At 71.9% G+C, this 20,447-nt stretch carries 12 protein-coding genes; 7 read left to right on the top strand and 5 right to left on the bottom strand.

Annotation, left to right across the window (positions count from 1 at the left end; translation table 11 throughout):
• Positions 1-81 precede the first annotated feature (81 nt).
• Positions 82-1,686, bottom strand: a complete 1,605-nt coding sequence (locus AC07AL_RS27050; RefSeq protein WP_363581279.1) for an alpha/beta hydrolase — start codon at positions 1,684-1,686, stop codon at positions 82-84.
• Between the two features lie 404 nt (positions 1,687-2,090).
• Here AC07AL_RS27050 and AC07AL_RS27045 point away from each other — a divergent pair, with 404 nt between their 5' ends.
• From AC07AL_RS27045 to AC07AL_RS27030, 4 genes are read left to right on the top strand one after another with little or no spacing between them, the layout of a single operon-like run.
• Positions 2,091-3,995 carry an ABC transporter substrate-binding protein gene (locus tag AC07AL_RS27045; RefSeq protein WP_363581281.1) on the top strand — a complete coding sequence of 635 codons (1,905 nt, stop codon included), beginning with the start codon at positions 2,091-2,093 and terminating at the stop codon, positions 3,993-3,995.
• 46 nt (positions 3,996-4,041) lie between these two features.
• Positions 4,042-4,986: an ABC transporter permease gene (locus AC07AL_RS27040; RefSeq protein WP_363581283.1), complete on the top strand. Its 945-nt coding sequence runs from the start codon at positions 4,042-4,044 to the stop codon at positions 4,984-4,986.
• Entirely contained in the window at positions 4,986-5,903 is a 918-nt protein-coding gene (locus tag AC07AL_RS27035; protein ID WP_363581285.1) for an ABC transporter permease, read from the top strand. Before AC07AL_RS27040 ends, AC07AL_RS27035 begins: the two co-directional genes overlap by 1 nt.
• A gap of 19 nt (positions 5,904-5,922) precedes the next feature.
• Entirely contained in the window at positions 5,923-7,983 is a 2,061-nt protein-coding gene (locus AC07AL_RS27030) for an ABC transporter ATP-binding protein (protein ID WP_478318479.1), read from the top strand.
• Positions 7,984-8,299: 316 nt separating this feature from the next.
• On the opposite strand, the gene AC07AL_RS27025 is transcribed toward AC07AL_RS27030, so the two are convergent.
• Positions 8,300-13,447, bottom strand: a complete 5,148-nt coding sequence (locus AC07AL_RS27025) for an RICIN domain-containing protein (RefSeq protein ID WP_478318477.1) — start codon at positions 13,445-13,447, stop codon at positions 8,300-8,302.
• A gap of 905 nt (positions 13,448-14,352) precedes the next feature.
• On the opposite strand from AC07AL_RS27025, the gene AC07AL_RS27020 reads away from it, so the two are divergent.
• A complete protein-coding gene (locus AC07AL_RS27020; RefSeq protein WP_478318475.1) occupies positions 14,353-14,574 on the top strand; it encodes a hypothetical protein in 222 nt (73 codons plus the stop codon).
• A 258-nt stretch (positions 14,575-14,832) separates the two neighbouring features.
• On the opposite strand, the gene AC07AL_RS27015 is transcribed toward AC07AL_RS27020, so the two are convergent.
• From AC07AL_RS27015 to AC07AL_RS27005, 3 genes are all read right to left on the bottom strand, one after another.
• A complete protein-coding gene (locus AC07AL_RS27015) occupies positions 14,833-15,114 on the bottom strand; it encodes a hypothetical protein (protein WP_363581293.1) in 282 nt (93 codons plus the stop codon).
• Positions 15,115-15,331: 217 nt separating this feature from the next.
• A complete protein-coding gene (locus AC07AL_RS27010; protein WP_478318473.1) occupies positions 15,332-16,153 on the bottom strand; it encodes a lipase family protein in 822 nt (273 codons plus the stop codon).
• 146 nt (positions 16,154-16,299) lie between these two features.
• Positions 16,300-16,824, bottom strand: coding sequence for a MepB family protein (locus tag AC07AL_RS27005; protein ID WP_478318472.1), 525 nt, complete (start codon positions 16,822-16,824; stop codon positions 16,300-16,302).
• A 942-nt stretch (positions 16,825-17,766) separates the two neighbouring features.
• On the opposite strand from AC07AL_RS27005, the gene AC07AL_RS27000 reads away from it, so the two are divergent.
• Entirely contained in the window at positions 17,767-18,888 is a 1,122-nt protein-coding gene (locus AC07AL_RS27000; protein WP_478318471.1) for a basic secretory protein-like protein, read from the top strand.
• 335 nt (positions 18,889-19,223) lie between these two features.
• Positions 19,224-20,348 (top strand): RCC1 domain-containing protein, encoded by a 1,125-nt coding sequence (locus tag AC07AL_RS26995; protein ID WP_400809204.1) that lies wholly within the window; start codon positions 19,224-19,226, stop codon positions 20,346-20,348.
• Positions 20,349-20,447 lie beyond the last annotated feature (99 nt).

Raw genomic sequence — 20,447 nt, 5'->3', positions numbered from 1 at the left:
CTTCGCTGGTGGCGGGCGTGGTCATGCCGGTCGGGGGGTGGTCGGTCCGCGGGTCAGGCGGCCGGTCAGGGGGGCAGCGGGTCAGCGGGGGACCGGGACGACGGGGACCGGGGGGATGTGCGCGAGGCAGGAGGTGTCGCCGACCGCGCCGGTGCGGATGAAGTGGGTGGAGATGTCCACCGCGCAGCCGGTGGACTCCATCTCCGGGACGTGCCCGCTGTTGGGCACGGAGACGAAGGCGCTGCGGCGGAACTGGGCTGCGGAGAGGCGGGAGTTGGCCTCGGGGGTGTTGGTGTCGAGGTCCCCGGAGAGCACCAGGACGGGCACGTCGGGCACGTTCTTCAGGTCGGTCGGCTGCGGGTTGGCGGTGCCGCGGCGCGGCCAGGACAGGCAGTTGTCGCCGCCGTCGGTCTGCCCCTCGGTCCAGCCCTTGACGCTGAACGCCCCGAAGTCGGCCGGGTCGGCGGCGGCCAGCGCGGCCCGGTACTGGCGGCGGCGCTCGGCGGGCGGGGCGGCCGGGTCCCACGCACGGGCGTAGTCGTTGCAGGTGACGGCCAGGAAGGAGGCCTGGTCCTCGGTGCCGGTGTGCTCGACCTCGGCGCGCACCAGGGCGGCCAGCGGCCCCTCGTCGCCCGCGGCGAGGGCGTGCAGGGCGGCCGGCAGCGCGCCGAGCAGACCGGGCTCCTCGGGGTGCAGGCCGATGCCTCGGGTGGCGGGTTCGTACATCAGGTCGGCGAGCTTGTCCTCGCTGAAGACCACGGTGCGCGGCCTGCCGCCGAGGGAGGCGGTCAGCACCAGCGGGTGGGTGCGCAGCCGCTCGGTGGTGGCAGCGAGGTCGCGGACGGCGCCTTCCGGGTCGCAGGCCCCGCTGCGCTCGCAGATCCGGCGCAGCGTCAGGGAGACCTGCTGGGCGCCGGGCCGGGCCAGGGAGTCGAAGGCGAGCGGGTAGGCGCCGGACAGCACCATCGACTCGACCCGCTGGGGGTGGCGGTCGGCGTAGACCGGCATCAGGTAGGTGCCGTACGACAGGCCGTACAGGACCAGCTTCGGGGCGCCCAGGCGCGCGCGGGCGGCATCGAGGTCGTCGGCGGTGGCGGCGCTGGTGTAGCCGCGGGCGCGCGGGCCGAGTTCCTCGGCGCAGTCGGCGACGAGCTCGCGCTGGGCGGGGCGCGGGGCGAAGCGGTAGTCGGCCTCGGTGACGTCGCAGGGGAGCCGGCCGGAGCGGCCGGTGCCGCGCGGGTCCAGCAGGAGCAGGTCGTAGTCGTCCAGCACCCCCTGCAGTGCCCCGGCCACCTGGTCGGCGCGGTCGATGAGGGTCTCGCCGGGGCCGCCGGGGTTGAACGCGATGGTGCCCCGGGCCGGGCCGGGGCGGCTGTGGCGCACCACCGCGTAGCTCACGCCGATGCCGCCCAGGCGCGGCTCGTCCGCCACCAGCGGGCGGCGCATGGTCGTGCAGTCGACCTGGTGCCCGGGGACGGTCGGGCACCACGCGGGCCGGCCCGCCGCCCCGGTGGGGGCGGCCTGCGCGGGCGAGGCGGTGGTGACCGGAAGCACCGCCGCCAGCACCGCCAGCGCGGCGGCGGCCAGCCCGCCCCGGCGGGCCGGCTCCTTCGCCCGGCTCGCGGTCGCGTCCGTCGCCGTACCGGTCGTCCCTGCCGCCGTGTTCGTCGCCGTGTTCGTCGTCATCGTGGTGCCCTCCGTACGTTCTGCGGTCGGTGTGGGCACGACCCTGCCGGGTGCCGGTCAGCGGTTCGGCAGAGCGACGGCAAAGGCGTGTAAGAACTCCGGCCGGTCCCGGTGTGAGAACCACGTGCGTCCTCAAGATCCTTTCCTTGATGGAAACTTGACGAACACGAGTCGTCCCCAAGGCTTCTCTCTGTTCGAAAAATCGGTCTAACTGGTAGCACCGGACGGGGCAGGGCCAGCACGCGGCAAGCGGCTGAAGCCCACGGACGCCGGTGCCTTCCCGCCGTCGGGAAAGCCGCTCACCTTGCCCGGCCACGGCATCGCCATGCCCGCGTCGGCGAACCGTCAGGTCGCGCAAGGAAAGAACTCGTGGTGTTCACGTGGGGGAGAGGGGCAAGTCAAGGATGACGAAGTCCGCAGGAGCGCGCAGATTCGCGCAGGTGGTGGCGCTGGTCACGGTCGTGGCAACCGCCGCGGCCTGCAGTGGCGGCGGTGGGGGCGGCGGCAGCGGCAACCCGGGGCCGGCCGGAGCGGCGGTGCAGGGAGGTGTGGTGCGGGTCGCCGAGGCGCCCTCCACCTTCCCGGACGCCATCTGGCCGTTCGACTCCCCGGCCCAGGTCACCACGGTGAACACCAGCCAGTTCCAGGAGCTGTTCTACCGCCCCCTGTACTACTGGGGCCTGAACGACAAGGTCGCCCTCGACCCGGAGGTTTCCCTCGGCGAGGCGCCCACCTGGAGCGCGGACGGCAGGACCGTCACCCTCCAGGTCAAGCCGTGGAAGTGGTCCAACGGTGAGGACGTCAACGCCCAGGACGTGCTGTTCTGGATCAACATGGCCAAGGCCGAGTCGTCCAACAGCGGCTACTACACCCCGCCGAACCCGGCGATCGGCGCCAAGTACTTCCCGGACAACGTGGCTTCGGCGACCGCCTCGGGACAGACCCTGACGCTGACCCTCAACACCCCGGTCAACCAGACCTGGTTCACCGACGACGAGCTCAGCCAGATCACGCCGATGCCGCTCGCCTGGGACCTCACCGGCCAGGGGCAGAAGGGCAGTTGCGCGAGCGACGCGTTCGGTTCGGACGCCGCAGCGAAGGACTGCGCGGCCGACTACGCCTACCTCAGCGCGCAGTCGACCAAGGGCGGCGACTTCGCGGGCAGCCCGCTGTGGTCGGTGGTCGACGGCCCGTGGAAGCTCAAGAACTACAACGGCACCTCCGGCGCGTACGGGATCGTGCCGAACCCCGCCTACTCGGGCCCGCAGAAGCCGCACCTCGACGAGGTGGACTTCGTCCCGTACACCTCGGCCACCACGGAGTACGCGGACCTGAAGGCCGGCAGCGGCGGCGCCAACGCCATCGACGTCGGCTACCTGCCGGCCGAGAACTCCCCGACCTTCAACGCCAAGAACCCGGACGCGGGCAACCCGTTGAGCGGCGCGGGCTACTACATCCCGGCCCCGACCTACCTGGACGAGATCTCGTACTACCAGATCAACTTCGCCAACCCGGCCGTAGGGCCGCTGTTCAAGCAGCCCTACTTCACCAAGGCCGTCCAGGACACCGTGGACCAGCAGGGCATCATCAACGGCATCTGGAAGGGCTGGGGCTACCCGAGCACCGGCGCCGTGCCCAGCCTCCCGGCCGGCAACCCGCTCTCCCCCAAGAGCCAGTCCGAGCGGGCCACCTACGACCCGGCGGCCGCCAAACAGCTGCTGAGCAGCCACGGCTGGAACACCGACAGCGTCCCGGCCACCTGCACCGACCCGGGCACCGGCCCGAACCAGTGCGGCGCCGGTATCGCGGCGGGCACCAAGGCCGCGTTCACGCTCGACTACCCCTCCGGCCAGGCCGCGCTGGACACCATGGCGGCGGACATGCGCTCGGACGCGGCCAAGGCGGGCATCGGCATCACCATGGTCAGCCAGACCCAGAACACCATCGGCAACGAGGGCGTGGCCTGCGGCGCCGACCAGCCGGCCGGCTGCCAGTGGCAGGGCCTGCTCTACGGCGGCTGGGTCTACGCCCCCGACTACTACCCGACCGGCGACGCGCTGTTCGCCACCGGAGCCGGGCCGAACGTCTGGAGCTTCTCCGACCCGAAGCTGGACCAGCTGATCGTCAAGACCACCACCGGCAGCGACGTCAACGACCTGTACGCCTACGAGGACTACATCGCGGGCGACCAGCCGGTCATCTACACCCCCAACACGCTCGCGATCAGCGAGGTCACCAAGAAGCTGCACCTCGACGCCGGTGACCCCTTCCAGGGCTACGAGCCGGAGTACTGGTACTACACGAAATGACGGCCATCCGTAACGGCGTCGCCGCTGCCCCCCTCGGGGGGCGGCGGTGACGGCCTACCTGATCCGACGGCTGTTCCAGGCCCTCCTGACGGTGCTGATGGTCACCGTCATCTCCTTCGGCCTGATGCAGCTCATGCCGGGCGGCCCGGTCCGAGCGATCCTCGGCTCCCACGCCACCCCGGCCAACATCGCCCACCTGACCCAGCAGATGGGTCTGGACCGCCCCGTCTACGTGCAGTACTGGACCTGGCTGGACGGCCTGCTGCACGGCAACCTGGGCTTCGACTACATCCAGCAGCGCCCGATCTCCGACCTGCTGTTCAACGCCCTCGGCGCCTCCGCCTACATCGTCGGCGCCTCGCTGCTGCTCGCGCTGCTGATCGCGGTGCCGGCGGGCCTGCTCCAGGCCACCCGCCGCAACAGCGTGCTGGACCACGCCTTCACGGTGTTCTCCTTCGTCGCCTACGGCGTGCCGACGTTCTTCATCGGCTTCCTGATCCAGCAGTGGTTCGAGGACGATCTGCACTGGGTCTCGGTGCAGGACCAGGTGGCCACCTTCGGTGACGCGCTCACCCACCCCGGGGCCGTCTGCCTGCCCGTCCTGACCCTGACCGTCACCACCGTGGCCGGCTACAGCCGCTACATGCGCTCCGGGGTGCTGGACCAGATCACCCAGGACTACGTGCGGTCCGCCCAGGCCAAGGGCGCCTCCCGGCGCCGCACCCTGTACGGCCACGTGCTGCGCAACGCCCTGATCCCGATGGTCACCCTGGTCGGTCTCTCGTTGCCCGCGCTGGTCGGCGGCGCGCTGATCGTCGAGTACGTCTTCAACATCCAGGGCATCGGCCTGCTGACCACCCGTGCCGCGCTGCAGAACGACTACGGCATCACCCTGGCGGCCACCCTGCTCACCGCGGTGACCACCGTGGTCGGCTCGCTGCTGGCCGACCTCGGCTACGCCGTGCTGGACCCACGAGTGAGGCTCACCTGATGGCCCTGACACCCGGTACCACGGAAGGTCGGCCCGCCTCCGCCCCGGGCGGGGAGCCGGCCGGGCGGCCCCGCTCGATGCTCCGGCGCGGCGCGGAGGTCTTCGCCGAGAACAGGCTGGCCCTGGTCGCCGTCGCCGTCCTGGTCTCGATCATCGCCTTCTGCTTCCTCGGCCCGCTGTTCTACCACGCCGACACCTCGGTGGTGAACCTCTCCGCCGTCACCCTGCCGCCGGGCGCCGGGCACCCGCTCGGCACGGACAACGACGGCATCGACGAGCTCGGCAAGGTGATGGTCGGCGGGCAGACCAGCCTGGAGATCGGCCTCGCCGCCGGTCTGATCGCCGCCGTCCTCGGCGCGCTGTACGGCGCGGTCGCGGGCTATCTCGGCGGCTGGATCGACGCGTTGATGATGCGGGTGATCGACTCCTTCATGTCCTTCCCGCTGATCTTCCTGCTGATCTACCTCAGCAGCGTCTACGGGAAGAGCAAGGCCATGCTGATCCTGGAGGTCGGCCTGACCTCCTGGTTCGGCATCACCCGCCTGGTCCGCGGCGAGGCCCTGGCCATCAAGGTCCGCGAGTACGTGGCCGCGTCCCGGATGATGGGCGCGGGCGGCCGGCGGATCGTGCTGAAGCACATCCTGCCCAACACCATCGGGACCACGATCGTCAACACCACGTTCTCGATCGCCGACGCGGTCTTCGCCCTGTCCACGCTCAGCTACATCGGCCTGGGCCTCCAGGCCCCCAACAACGACCTGGGCGGCATGCTCGACGTCGGCACCACCTTCGCCGGCCAGGGCTGCTGGTGGATGATCTATCCGCCCGCCGCCGTGATCATCCTGATCATCCTGTGCTTCAACGTGATCGGCGACGCCCTGCGCGACGCCTTCGAAACCCGGCTGCAGAAGCGGTGAACCCGACGGAGGATCAGCAGTGGCGCTCCTCGAAGTGACCGGCCTGCGCACCGAGATCCGGCTGAAGCGCTCGGTGGTGCACGCCCTGGACGGCGTCGACCTCGCGGTGGACGTCGGCGAGACCCTCGGCATCGTCGGGGAGTCGGGCTGCGGCAAGACCATGACCGCCATGTCGATCATGCAGCTGCTGCCGAACGGCGGCAGCGTCGTCGACGGCCGGGTCCTGCTCGACGGCCGCGATCTGCTCGCGCTCGGCCCCGAGAAGATGGACCGGGTGCGCGGCAACGACATCGGGATGATCTTCCAGGACCCGACCACCTCGCTCAACCCGACGATGACCATCGGCCGGCAGATCTCCGAGTCCGTGCGCATCCACCGCCGGGCCTCCCGGAAGGAGGCGCACGAGCGCGCCGTCGAGGTGCTGTCCCTGGTGGGGATGCCCAGCCCGGCCCAGCGGGCCCTGGTCTACCCGCACGAACTGTCCGGCGGGATGCGCCAACGGGCCATGATCGCCATGGCCCTGGCCAACGAGCCCAAGCTGCTCATCGCCGACGAGCCGACCACCGCCCTCGACGTCACCGTCCAGAAGCAGATCCTCGAACTCATCGACCACCTCAAGCAGCAGCTCGGCATGGCCGTCATCCTGGTCACCCACGACCTCGGCGTCATCGCCGGACGGGCCGACCGGATCGCCGTCATGTACGCCGGGAAGGTCGTCGAGACCACCGGCACCGAGGAGCTCTACACCAACCCCCGCCACCCGTACACCGAGGCACTGTTCGAATCGCTGCCGGAACGTTTCGCCGAGTCCGGCGGCCGGCTCTACTCGATCCCCGGCCTGCCGCCGGACCTGACCACCCCGCCGCCCGGCTGCCGGTTCGCCGCACGCTGCCGCTACGCCACCGAGCGGTGCCACGCGCAGGAGCCGCCGCTGTCCGGGGAGGCCCCGGAACACCGCTACGCCTGCTACTTCCCGGTCGGCGAGGCCGAGCCGGGCGACCGCCCCACCGCCGTGGCGCCGCCCCCGGTGACGGCCGTACGGGCCTCGGCGGTCCAGGCCCCCGCGGTGCCCGACGACGCGCCGGCCGAACCGCTGCTGCGCATCGACAACCTGGTCAAGCAGTACGCGGTGACCAGCGGCCTGATCCTGCGCCGGGCCGTCGGCGCGGTCAGCGCCGTGGCCGACATCTCCCTGACGGTCCGCCGGGGAGAGACGCTCGGCCTGGTCGGCGAGTCCGGCTGCGGCAAGACCACCGTCGGCAAGCTCATCGTCGGCCTGGAGCGGCCCACCAGCGGCAGCCTGGTGTTCGAGGGCCGGGACCTGGCCCTGGTGCCACGGGCCGAGCGGCGCCGACTGCGCCGGGACGTCCAGCTCATGTTCCAGGACTCCTACGCGGCGATGAACCCCCGGATGCCCGTCCAATCGATCATGCGGGAGCCGCTGGACATCCACCGGGTCGACGGCCAGGCCGAGCGCGACCGGCGGATCAGGCAGATCTTCGACCTGGTCGGCCTGCCGCTCACCGCCCTGGACCGCTACCCGCACGAGTTCTCCGGAGGCCAGCGCCAGCGCATCGGACTGGCCCGCGCGCTGGCCCTGCGCCCCAAGCTCATCGTCGCGGACGAGCCCGTCTCGGCCCTGGACGTGTCGATCCAGTCGCAGGTGCTCAACCTGATGAGCGACCTTCAGGGCGAACTCGGACTGTCGTACCTGTTCATCTCGCACGACCTGTCCGTGGTCCGGTACCTGTCCGACCGGATCGGCGTGATGTACCTGGGCAAACTGGTGGAGATCGGCCCCGCGCCGTCGGTGTACGCCCGGCCGGTGCACCACTACACCCGCGGCCTGCTGGACACCATCCCGGTGGCCGACCCGGTGGTGGAGAAGGCCAAGAGCAGCCGGGGCGTCGCCGGGGAACTCCCGTCCGCGATCGACCCGCCGTCCGGCTGCCGCTTCCGCACCCGCTGCGCGGCGGCGCAGCAGATCTGCGCGGAGGTCGAGCCACAGCTCACCGCCTTCGGCCCCGACGACCACCTGGCCGCCTGCCACTTCCCCCTGCGGGCCGCCCCGATCCGCTGAACCGCGCCTCCGACCACGCCCCGATCCGCTGAACCGCGCCTCCGACCACGCCCCGATCCGCTGAACCGCGCCTCCGACCACGCCCCCTCCGGGAGCGGGCCGGCGAGGCCGTCGGCGGTGGGCACATGGCGGTGGGCACATGGCGGTGGGCACATGGCGATGGGCACGCGGCGGTGGGCACGTGGCGATGGGCACATGGCGGTGGCCTCCACCCCGAGAGCGGGATGGAGGCCACCGGGCCGGTTTCCGAGAGGCCGGCGAGTCCGGACGCACCCGGCGGGTGCCGGGCGCACGCGGGCCGCCCGTGGGAGGAAGGTCAGGTGCAGGGGATGACCCGGCCTCCTGTCACGACGCACTTGGGCGGCACCAGGCGCGGGTGTCCGGTGTTCGTCTGCCACTGCACCTTCGGGACGCCCTTGATGATCGCCTGGAGCGCGTAGATGAAGGCCTCCAGGAAGTCGCCCTTTCCTGCGGCGGCCACCGCGCGGGCCCCGTCGATGGCGGCGCCGGTGGCGTCGCCGGCCTGCAGGATCTGGACGTCGCCCAGGGGGCTGACCATCAGCCAGGCGCCATTGCGGCCATTGGTTCCCGAGGCCCAGCAGACCCGCCCGTCGGCGGCGGTGACGACGAGGTTCCCGTCGTCCTGCATGACGGCCTTGGCCCCGCAGCCCACGGTCTTCGACTCCCATACGGGCCAGGTGTGGTCGCCGATGGCGTCGCCCTGCGTGTAGTAGGCGACGAGGTTGCCGTCCTGCTGCATGACGAGCCGGGTGGATTGCTCCGCCGCCGAGGACTCCAGGCTCTGCCCTGGGCACAGGGTGTCCCCGTGCCACATCCACGAGTCGGAGGACTGCCGCCCGTTGCAGACCGGGGGGAGCTGGATGCTGTCCGGGAAGCGCGGGTCCCTTCCTCCGCCACCGCCGCCGGTGTTCCCGCCGCCTCCGCCGGTACCACCACCGCCGCCGGTGTTCCCACCGCCACCTCCGGTGACCGCTGAGTCGTCGAGCTTCCACCACTGGGCGGTGGAGGAGGTGCAGGCCCAGACGGCGAGGTCCTCGCTGCTGTTGACGGCGGTGAGGCAACCGTTGTCGGCCGCGGAGATGATCCGGTACCAGCCGGGCAAGTTCTGGCTCTCCTGGAAGCGCCAGAGCTGGTTGGCGTTGCCCTCCTGGGCGCTGGTGAGGTGGGTGCGGTGGGTGCTGGGGTTGTGGTCCATCACCATCGCCCCGGCGAACTTCGTCTCGATCAGCCACTGGTTGTTGGGCTTCTGCCACAGCATCCACTGCTGTGCGGCGCTGCCGTTGCCGCCCAGGGCCTTGATCCGGGTGCCGCCGGCGGTGTTGGCGTCGTCGAGGTCCGCGACCAGGCCGTTGTTGCCGGAGCGCAGGACGGTGGTGACGCCGTGGCGCACCCCGCTGCCCCCGGGCGCCTGCGGGGTTCCCCCGCTGCCGGCGTTCCCGCCGCCGGTCGAACCTCCGCCCGTCGAGCCGCCGTTGTTCCCGCCGTTGTTCCCACCGCCACCGCCGGACGAGCCGCCGGTGTTCCCACCGGCGCCGCCTCCGCCGGAGCCGCCGCCAGGGGCGGGCCCGTTCTGGATGTTGTCGAGCCGCCAGCGCTGGCGGTCCGAGCCGTCGCAGGCCCAGATGCCCAGCTGCTCACCGGCGTTGTTGGCGGTCAGGCAGCCGCTGTCGGTGTCGCTGGTGATCCAGAACCAGCCGCCTCCGGCGTCGTGGAAGGCCCAGTGCTGGTTGGCGTTGCCGTCCATCGTCCGGATCAGGTGGGCGCGGTGGGTGCCCGGGTCGTGGTCCATGACCATGCCCTGGCCGGCGGCGGCCTTGCCGTCGGTCAGCAGCGTCTCGATGATCCAGCGCCCGTTCGCGGTGGGCCAGAACGCCCAGCGCTGCGCGTCGTTGCCGTTCGAGCCGAGCGCCTTGATCGAGGTGCCGGAGGCGGTGTTCGCGCCGTCGAGGTCCGCGACCATGGTGTTGTTCGCCGAGCGCAGGGTGGCGACCTGCGACGAACCGACGCCGGGGCTCACCACCGGGGTGGTGCCGGGCTGCTGCGCGGGCCGCTGCGGGGCGCGCGGCGGGACGGTGCCCAGGCCCCAGCGCTGCGCGTCGCTGGCGTTGCAGTCCCAGATCTGCAGTGCGGTGCCGTTCGCGGAGTTGCCCCCCACGACGTCCAGGCACTTGCCCGAGTTCGGGTTGACCAGGGAGGAGTCCGCGCCCTGGCGCCAGTTCTGCGCCGCGCTGGCGTTGCAGTCGTACAGGCCCACCCGGGTGCCGCCGGCGGTGTTGCCGGCGGCGACGTCCAGGCACTTGCCGAACGCCTTCAGGACGAGCCCGCCGCTGGTCGCGGTCGGGGTCCACCGCTGGGAGGCGGTGTTGTTGCAGTCGTAGAGGTCGATCGGGGTGTTGTTCGCGGTGTTGCCGGCGGTGACGTCCAGGCACTTGGACGGCAGCGCCGAGTAGACCGGCACCGCGGCCGCGCCACCGCCACCGCCACCGCCACCGCCACCGCCACCGCCGCCGCTGTTGCCACCGGTGCCACCGCCGGTCGACGGGTTGTCGACGGCCTCGGTCAGGCGCCACTTCTGGGCGTTGGTGCCGTCACAGCCGAGGATCGCCAGCTCCGCACCGTCGGCCGCCGCCGTGAGGCAGCCGTTGCCGGCGGCGCTGACGACCGTGAACCAGCCGCCCCCGGCGTCGGTGAACCGCCACAGCTGGTTGGCGTTGCCCTCCTGCGCACCGATGAGATGGGTGCGGTGGGTGGTGGGGTTGTGGTCCATCACCATGCCGCCGCCGAGCTTCGTCTCGATCAGCCACCGGCTGTCCGGCTTCTGCCACAGCGTCCACTTCTGCGCGTCGTTGCCGTTGCGGCCCTGCGCCTTGATGCGGGTCCCGGCGGCGGTGTTGGCGCCGTCGAGGTCCGCGAGCAGGCCGCCGTTGCCCGACTGCAGCACCACCGTCCGGTTGTGCGCGGGCTGCGCACCACCGGCGCCCAGCGGCGGCTGGCCGCCAGTGTTGCCACCGCCAGTGCCGCCACCGCCCGTGCTGCCGTCGTTGTTGCCGTTGCCGCCCCCGGTCGTCGGCACGGTGCCGGAGAGCTTCCACTTCTGCTGCGCGCTGCCGTCGCAGTCGCGGACGGCCAGTACCTCGTGCGCGCCGCGCTGGGTCAGGCAGCCGCCGGCCGCGCTGACGACGTTCGTCCAGCCGCCCCCGGCGTCCTTGAACCGCCACAGCTGGCCGGGCTGCCCGTCCGCGGCGGCCGGTGCGAGCACGCTCTCGTGCCGGCCGGTGTCGTGGGCCAGCAGCATGCGCTCGGCGGCGGAGGCGCGGTTGTAGGTGAGCCGGGTCTCGATCGCCCAGTTCCCGTTGCCGCGGTCCCAGAACACCCACTTCTGCGCGTCCGTGCCGTTCGGCTCGTAGGCCTGGACGGCGTTGCCCGCCACGGTGCTGGAGCCGCGGACGTCGGGCACGAGGGTGTCCCCGGTGCCCGGCTGGAGGTATGCGCCGGTCCCGGCGTCGTTGCCAGTGCCGCCGTCGGGGCCAGTGCCGCCGTCGGGGCCACTGGGAGTCGACGGGCCGCCGAAGATCGGCGGAAACATGGGCAGTATGGGGAACCCGGGCAGCGAGATCCCCGGAGGCGCGGGCACCGGCGGACGGCCGCCGGTGGAACCGTTGTCACCGCCAGGAGTGTTGCCGTCCGGCTGGTCCTTCCGCTTGCACTTGGGAGGCTCCTCCGGCGACTTGGGCGGGTTCGACCAGGCGGCGGGGTCGTTCGGGAAGCCGGTGGTCGCGGGCCACGGGACGTCCGGCAGCCCCGGCAGGGAGGGCCACGGGACGGTCGGGAACCCGGGGACGGACGGCCAGCGCCAGAGCGGGATGCTCGGGAGCGTCGGCCAGGTGACGTCCGGAAGCGAGGGCCCGTCCGTCCCCGGTGCGTCCGGCAGGTCGGGGTGGCCCGGCCACGGCACGTTCGGGGAGCCGGGCACCGAGGGCCACTTCACCTGCGGGAATCCCGGCACGGTGGGCCAGGCCAGGTCCGGGTGCCCCGGGATCGCCGGGTCGGCGGCGCTCGGCAGCCCGGGGATCAGGGCCTTGCCGTCGTCGTTGCCGTTGCCGGGCAGCGGCAGCACCGGCCACGGGACGCCGGGGTGGCCCGGCATGGCGGGCCAAGGGACGGTCGGGGAGCCGGGGACGGCCGGCCAGGTCGCCTCGGGGTGGCCGGAGACGGCGGGCCACGCCGTGGTGGGCAGAGTGGGGAAGCCGGGCCAGCGCAGCTCGGGCAGGTCGGGGTGGCCGGGCATCGGGACGCCCGGGAAGCCCGGGACGGACGGCCACGGGATCGCCGGGTGCCCTGGCAGCGACGGCCAGGTCACCTCGGGGCGGTCCGCGACGGTCGGCCACGGCAGGTCGGGGAAGCCGGGGACGGTGTGGCCGGCGCCGGAGCACGGCACGGACAGGTGCCAGCCCTGCCGGTCGGAGCCGTCGCACGGCGCCACCGTCAGCGCGGTGCCGTCCAGGGTGAGGCAACGGCCGTCGGTGGCCGTGGTGATGCGGTAGCCGCCCGCGCCGTCGGCGACGAAGCGCCAGCGCTGGCCGGGGCTGCCGTCGGGCTTGCCGCTCGTCGCGTCGTTCTCGATCGGCCGCACGGCCAGCCGGTCACCGTACGCGGGGACGCTGAGCACGCTGCCCTGTCCGGCCGGGGTGGTGCCGTTGGTCCGGCCGGTCTCGATCACCCAGGTGTCGTCCGCCTTCTGCCAGGTCGCCCAGCTCTGCCCGGCGGAGCAGTCGGGGGCGGCGGCCCGTACCGGGCTGCCCGGAGCGGGCGAGGCGTCCGGCACGTCGGCGACCAGGCCGGCGGCTCCGGAGGTCAGGACGGAGACCTTCCCGTGCTGCGGCTCCCGGGCTGTGGCGGCGGAAGCGGAGGCCGTCGGCGGCGCGCTGTCGGCCGGGACGTCGGCCGGGACGTCAGCGGGGACGCCGGCCGCCGCGAGGGAGATCATGGACGCGGCCGCTGCTCGGGGCGGGGACGGGACGTTCGGCCGACAGGTCTCGTCCTTGCGACGCAGCGGGTCCTTGCTGAACATCACCGGGAAGTGGTCCGACTCCTCCACGTAGCCGAGGCGACGTGCCGTGTACTGGTGGTCGGCCGGCAGCCCCCGGGCGATCATGTAGTCGTATTCGGAGGTCGGGCGGTTCCTGGAGTAGGTCATCATGCCGGAGCTGACGAGCCGACGGCCGTCGCCGAACACCTGCGCCATCGACAGCGACCCGGGCTCGCGGTTGAAGTCGCCCATCAGGGCCCAGTTCGCGTCGCCCGTCGCCGTGACCGCCTGGATGGCGGCCGGCACGTTGTTCCGCTCATGGAAGCCTGCTGCCCTGTTGGTGGCGTGCATGGAGTAGTACCACGTGCCGTCCGCGAGCTTGACGCCCAGGATGGGCTTGGCATCGTTAGCCACCTGGCCGTTGTTCTCCGGCTGAGGCGGGATGACTCTCACCACGGGCGCCGCAGCGTTGTCGATGCTCCGGGGCACCACGAGGGCCAGCGAGCGTTCTTCACGGGTGGCTGTCCTGACCCGGTAGATGGTGCGAGTGCCGCCTGTCCAGGCGGGAAACACCTCCCATCGGTACCTCTGGACCTCGAAACCGTTCGTGTTGATCGATGCTTCGGGCACGATGTCCGGATCGTCCGGTTCCGCGTCCCGGATTTCCTGCAGCGCGAGAATGTCAACACGTTGGGCGAGATCGAAGATCTCCCCCCGCCATCTGGTGCCGTACCGATTGTTGTAGGTCGCGGCCGAGTGTTCCTGAACGGTCGCTGGTACGGCCTGCGGCGGAGCGACGGGGCCCACCGCGTGCGCGGGTATCGGGAACGCGCCGATGAGCCCCGCCAGCAGGGCGAACAGCGGTACGACCGCCGTGTACGCCCATTGTGGTCGCCACGGTATTCGCCGTTCGGTCGGTGAGGCGGCCGTGCCCGGGTGTGCCATTGAGAAACTCCTTGAAACTTCACAGCTGTACCGGGGCACGTTGACAGTGGGTGGTAGACAAACGATGAACGGATGGCCCTGGCGCGTATATCTCGCTGCGGTACCAGCTGTGAACCCGCGACAGGTCCGATGCCCCGCCAGTGGCCGAGGTCGACCAGCAGCCCCAGATGATCCTGATCCCCGTGCGGGACCTGTAGACGGGCCGCGCCGACGGCAAGCCCGCCTCCCAGCAGGCCCCCTGCTCGACGTCCTCGCCCAGGGACGCCCCTCACCGTTTCCTGCTGCCGCGTCAGCGTCCCGCAGCCGGTCCGGGCTGCTCATCCGTTCGGGTGAGGCGAGGTTGGAGGGGGGCCGGGGGTGGCAGAACGGCGGGCATGACGACTTCCTCCACCAGGCGCCGCCGGGGCCGCCCTGGCAAGCCGGCCTTCGCGCCCGTGCCCGTCCGCCAGGCCGTCGGTCCCGCGGTGCCGTCCGGGCCGCGTCGACCTGCCGCCGGGTGCTGCCGGACCTGGCACAGCGAGCACAGGCTGCCCGGCGGCCAGGTGGTCCGGACGACCTGGCACCAGCCCGCCTGCTCGGCCTGGGCCGTCCGGTGACCACGCACCAGATGCCGGACGGACACTGCGCGCGCCGGCTGCCGTGCCCTCCGGCGCCCGGTCCCCCGGTGGCTTCGGTGAGGACGGCGGCGCCGCTGACGCCGGTGATCGTGGCGTTGGCGGTGCCGTCCGGCAGGGGGCGGGTGTCCTCCCGTGGGCCGGGTAGGGCGTTTTGTCCTGGCCCCGTCCGGTTTCGGACGGGCGGCTGCCCCGGGGCGGGGTGCTCCCGGGGCAGCCGTGGCGCGGGTGCGGGTGGGGTCAGCCCTGCCCGCCGGTGCTGATGCCGGTCTCGGTGGCGCTGCCCGCGACGCCGCCAGGGCCGACCACGACGGCGCCGGTGAGGAAGGAGGAGCCACAGGGGCCGAACTGCGCGTCGGTGACCTGAAGGGCGCTGCCGTTCGGGCCGACGGCGAACGCGCCGCTGTCGAAGTTGACGGTGGGGATGTTGTCGGTCTCGGCGGCGGAGGCGGTGGTCGCCGCGCCGATGACGAGCGGGAGGCTGAGGACGGAGACGGCCAGGATGCGGTGCGCGGTACGCATGGGTGGAACCCTTCGAGGTGCGAATGGTGAGGGTGGATCGGACGGCCGTGGTGTGGCGGCCCGTCACCATCCACACACGGCCGTGTGCGCATCGCTACCGGGGGGAGGCTGTTCGTACCATCGGTTCACTCGGCCCTCGGCCCGGCTCCGCTCGCCGGGCCCGGCCTGCCGGCCGTGGACCCACCGGCGCCCGTCCCGCCCGCAGGGCCTGACTCCGTCAGGCGAGGTTCTGTTCCAGGGCCGCGAGGTAGCGCTTCATCGCGTGGTCGCGCACACCGGCCGTGGCCGGAGCGAACGCGTCGGCGGTCAGGCCCTTGGCGCGGTCGGCGAGCCCGGCGACCAGGCCCATGGAGTCGTGGAGCCGGCCCGAGGAGTCGATGTACTTCAGCGCCTCGACGTGGGTGTAGGCCGGCTCCGGCGGCAGCTGGGGCACGATGTCGTTGTTGTTGACGAACCGGTACAGGCGTCCCTTGAAGCCCTCGTTGCAGGCGGCGGCGAGCAGCCGGTCACAGGTGCGGGGCTGCCCGAACGTGATGATGCCGTCGGCCTGGAGACGCGGGTCCTCCAGGTACAACCGGGCGCCGGCCAGCATCGCCAGGGCTCCGCCGAGGCTGTGGCCGGTGAACCACACGGTCTGGCCGTTGGTGCGCAGCTGGGCGTGGGCGTCCCGGACGTCCGGGAAGACCGACTCCAGCGCTTCGGCGAAGCCGTAGTGGACGTAGCCGGTGCGGGCGGGGCCGGGCCAGGGCGGCGTGGAGGAGTCGGAGAGCCAGTCGCGGATCTCGGCCGGTTGGGTGCCGCGGAACGCCGTGACGACCATGTGGTCGCTGGCCATGGTGTAGCCCTGGGTGTCCTCCAGCGGGAAGGGCGGAGTGAACCGGGTCCGGTGGTGACGCACCCGGTCGAAGCCCCAGTCGCGGGCCTGCTGTTCGATGGTGGCCTCGTCCTGGTAGGCGAGTTCGGACGCCTTCGCCAGCCAGTAGGCGTGCGGGACGCTGTAGCTCTTCGCCTGGTGGTCGAAGGTGGTGGGCACGGGCACGGCGATCTCTCCTCCGGGACGGCCGGCGGACGGGGGGCGCACCGCCGGCACGGACATCAGCCCCGTCGTACCAGAGCGCGGACCGCCGCTCCGGGTGGGCCGCGCCCGGATGTCACCCCGACAGCCGAGCAGTCGCACGGGGGCGGCTACGGGCGGTGGAGGGCGCGGGCGTACGCCAGGTCGGCAGGCCCGTTCTGGCCGATGTGGAAGAAGTGGTTCACCTGCCAGGCCTGCGTGCTGCGCGCTTGCCGGTTGGTCGTGGTCACCCATGGCGGGTAGACGCGGAACGCTCGTTTCCCGCCGGAGCCGTTGCGGGAGACGATGTCGCGCTCGCACAGCACCTCGGACGGGAAGACGAACTGCCCGAAGCCGTTGTCGTCGCGGCAGCTGATGACGAAGAGGTCCACCCCGTCGTCGGTGTCGAAGGGCCGGATCGGTCCCTCTTCGGATCGCAACCACACGGTGACGAACTGGCCCGCCTTCGTCGGGGTGGTTTTGGCCGCGCGGAACCGGACCGAGAGGCCGTCGATCGTGAACCGGCAAGCCGCGTATTCGGTGCTCTCCGGTTCGGCCACCGGGGGCGAACAGGCCAAACCGCTCGGGTCGTACACCAAGGCCTTCGCCGCCAGCAGGTCAGCATGAAGCCCTGCCCACGGCTGATTCGTCACCATTCCGTCATTCTGCCATCGAGGCTGCCACCCCTTGAGGCGCTCTACCAGGGGCTCCTGCCATCGGACCCGATCACGGACAGGCGGGTGGAGCAGGCGCCGTCGCCGTCCGGTCGGCAGCCGTTCCAGGCCGCGCCGCTCCTGGTCGGGTGGTCGAACGCGTCGCTCTACACGGAGTCGTGTCGACCTGCCGGTGGCCGATCCGATGCCGCAGACCGCGGCTTTCGCCCCCGCTCCAAACCAGCTCCCGCAGGCGGAAAGCGGGCCCTGCCCCGGTAGATTGCCATCCTTGATCGAGCGCGGTGCGCACTCCCGCCTCGACGATGGACGGCACGACGGGGAACGCTGACGTGGCTGCCAGAAGCACCGGGCCCATCTGGTCGACCCGCTGGGCCGCGAAACCGGACCGGCCCCATGCGCACGCGATGCAGCAGCGGACACCACCGTGTACCCGCCACCGGTACACCACCTCGTCGATGGTGATCAGGCGCGACCCTTTCTTCCTCAGCGTCAACTATGCCTCCTCGTACGGAACATTGGTGATGGGACGACCACTCGACTCGACCTCGCCACACCGAGCGTGCCAGAGTCCGAGGACGAAGGCACCCGACCTCCGGCGAGTCGCGTTGCCCCTCAGGGGCTCGCGTTGGCCGGGCCTGGCACGGATCCGACGGTCAGTGCGCGGCATGTCACCGCGTGACAGCGCCGCTGTCGCTGTCGGGCGACACCGGCGGCGGGCGACCCGGCGGCGGGCGGTCGAGAGCGCGGGCATCCGCGAGTGAGGAGCCACCTGGCAGAAGGCCTGGACCTTCGGGTGAACACCACCGGACCGACGGCCTGTCAACGCACCCGTTGACGGGAGCGTTGACGCCGCGTCTACCGGGCCCCGGTGGCATGACCGCAGGCCGGTTCCAGGGGGGAGCCGCCCGAGAGGAGAACCCCGAGATGATCACCCGTCGTACGGCCGCCGCCGCCGTCGTCCTGTCCGCCGCGACCGTCGTGTCCGGGATGGCCTTCGGCGCCGGGACCGCCAGTGCGGCCGAGTCGCTCCCGTCCAGCGGCGCCGACTACCGCATCTCCAGCTACGCGGGCGGCGCCCTCCAGTGGGACAGCCGCAACAACGCCTCCAACGTGGTGGTCCGCGACTGGAACGAGTCCTCCGCCCAGCAGGTCTGGACGGTCAGGGACGAGGGCAACGGCACCTGGTCGGTCAAGGTGCCCGGCACCAACAACGCCGTCGACCGGGACCGGGGCAAGAACACCGTCGGTGCCTGGAACTACGTCGGCGCGGACAATCAGAAGTGGTGGCTGGAGAACACCTCGATGGGCAACGGCCGGGCCTGGCTGCTGCACAGCGTCTCGGACAGCAACCTCTGCCTGGCCCGTGGCGCGGACCTGAACGCCAAGGTGGCCGCCTGCAACGCGGGGGACCCGGCGCAGTCCTGGAACCTCGACCGCAACGGCGCCACCACCCCGCCGACCGCCGGCCGCCCGACCATCGACCTCGACTACTCGCAGGCCCCGGACCTCGGGCCGTGGCTGGAGCAGCAGAAGAGGACCGTCGCGGACTACTACCCGACGATCTCCAACCTGATCACCAAGGGAGCCTTCGCCGCCCCCAGCTACTTCAAGATCATCTTTGACCCGAAGCTGACCGACTACCCCGCGTTCACCACGGTGAACCCCAGCAGCGGCGTCAAGGAGGTCCACGTCAACATCGGTTACACCCGCGGCAACCAGGGTGACACCGGCTTCCTGGTGCACGAGGCCGTGCACGTCGCGGTCTGGGGCAGCCCGTTCTCCGGCAAGTGGTGGCTGGGCGAGGGCCTGGCGGACTGGGTGCGCGACTACAACTTCCAGCCGGGCACCGGCGCCCAGCACTTCGGCCCGGACTCCAACTACGACAGCGGCTACCAGGCCACCGCCCGGTTCATCGACTACGTCTCGAAGGCCTACAACAAGCCCGACCTGGCACACCTGCTGAACACCACGAACTACAACGAGCAGATCTGGGTCCAGCTCACCGGCAAGAGCGCCCAGCAGCTCTGGAACGAGATGCCCAAGTAACCCGCGCCCCCACACCCCACCCGACGGCCCGGCACCCACGAGGTGCCGGGCCGTCGTGTTGACGTCAGGAGCGCCGCCAAGGGGCGGGTGTGCGCGGTGCGAGACGGCCCGGCGCGCCTGGAAACACCGGAAGGTCACCTTTTCGAGTGAAGATCGAGATTGGGGCCCCGAGTTCTGATCGCTCGTCCCCGATGATGCGTTCGAGAGCTCGCGGAGAGGGCCGGGCAGGAGCGGTCTGTCGGGGGGCGGCATCGCCGCGTCCTCGTGGCAGCCTCCGCGGCAGCGCCCGGCGAGGCCGCGTTCCCGAGTGACAGCACACCCGATGAGGAGATGAAGTGCAGGAGAAGCGGCTCAAGTCCTGGGGCAACAACCGCGCGGGTCAGCTCGGCGACGGCACCTGGACGGACATCCGTACGACGGCCACCACCGTGCTGGGGCTGACGAGCGCCGAGGTGGTGAAGATCGCCGCCGGGGGAAGTGGCCCCACCGCAGGTTTCGGGCTGGCCCTGCTGACCGACCGCACGGTGCAGACGTGGGGCGCCAACGGGTCCGGGCAGCTCGGCGACGGTTCGGTGTTCAGCCACAACGCGCCCGGCCAGGTCGTCAACCTTTCCGATGCCACCGACGTCGCCGCGGGCGGAGTGCACAGCCTGGCACTGCTCGCCGACCGGACCGTGGTCGCCTGGGGGCGCAACAACTACGGCCAGCTCGGCAACGGCACCAACGCCGACAGCAGCGTCCCGGTCCGGGTCGAGGGACTCAACAAGGTGATCGCGATCGCCGCCGGACTCAACCACAGTCTGGCGCTGCGCGAGGACGGCACCGTGTGGGCCTGGGGCTACAACATCAACGGCCAGCTCGGGGACGGCACTTCGGCGAGCCGCAACGTACCGTCCCCGGTGAACAACCTGACCGGTGTGACCCGGATCGCCGCCGGTGCCGACCACAACCTGGCCCTGGTCGGCCCGCCGAGCACTTCCACCAAGCCCACCAGCGGCAACGCGGTGAAGGCGTGGGGCTACAACGCCACCGGCCAGCTCGGCGACAACACCACCATCAGCCGCTTCACCCCGGTCGACACCCAGGGCAGCTGGCTCGGAGGGGTCTCCGGGATCGCGGCCGGAGCCCACCACAGCCTGGCCGTCACCGACAGCGACAACAAGCTCAAGGCCTGGGGCCGGAACACCTCCGGCCAGATCGGCGACGGCACCACCGACTACCGGATCACCCCCGTCCAGGTCCCCGGCCTCACCGGCATCCAACTGATCGCCGGCGGCCGCGAACACAGCATCGCCCTGCTCGGCGACAACACCGTCCGCTCCTGGGGCAACAACGGCTCCGGCCAACTCGGCAACGGCACCACCACCGACAGCAGCACCCCCGTCACCTCGCTCACCGCGCTGACCGGCGTCGACAAGATCGCCGCACCCCTCGGCGGCGACTTCAGCCTGGCCAACTGAACCCGGCGCGGGGGGGGGGGGGGGGGGGGGGGGGGGGGGGGGGGGGGGGGGGGGGGGGGGGGGGGGGGGGGGGGGGGGGGGGGGGGGGGGGGGGGGGGG

The organism is Kitasatospora sp. NPDC043949 (assembly GCF_056435365.1).
Note: the sequence above shows the minus strand (reverse complement) of the source record. Positions and strands in the feature narration are given on the sequence as shown.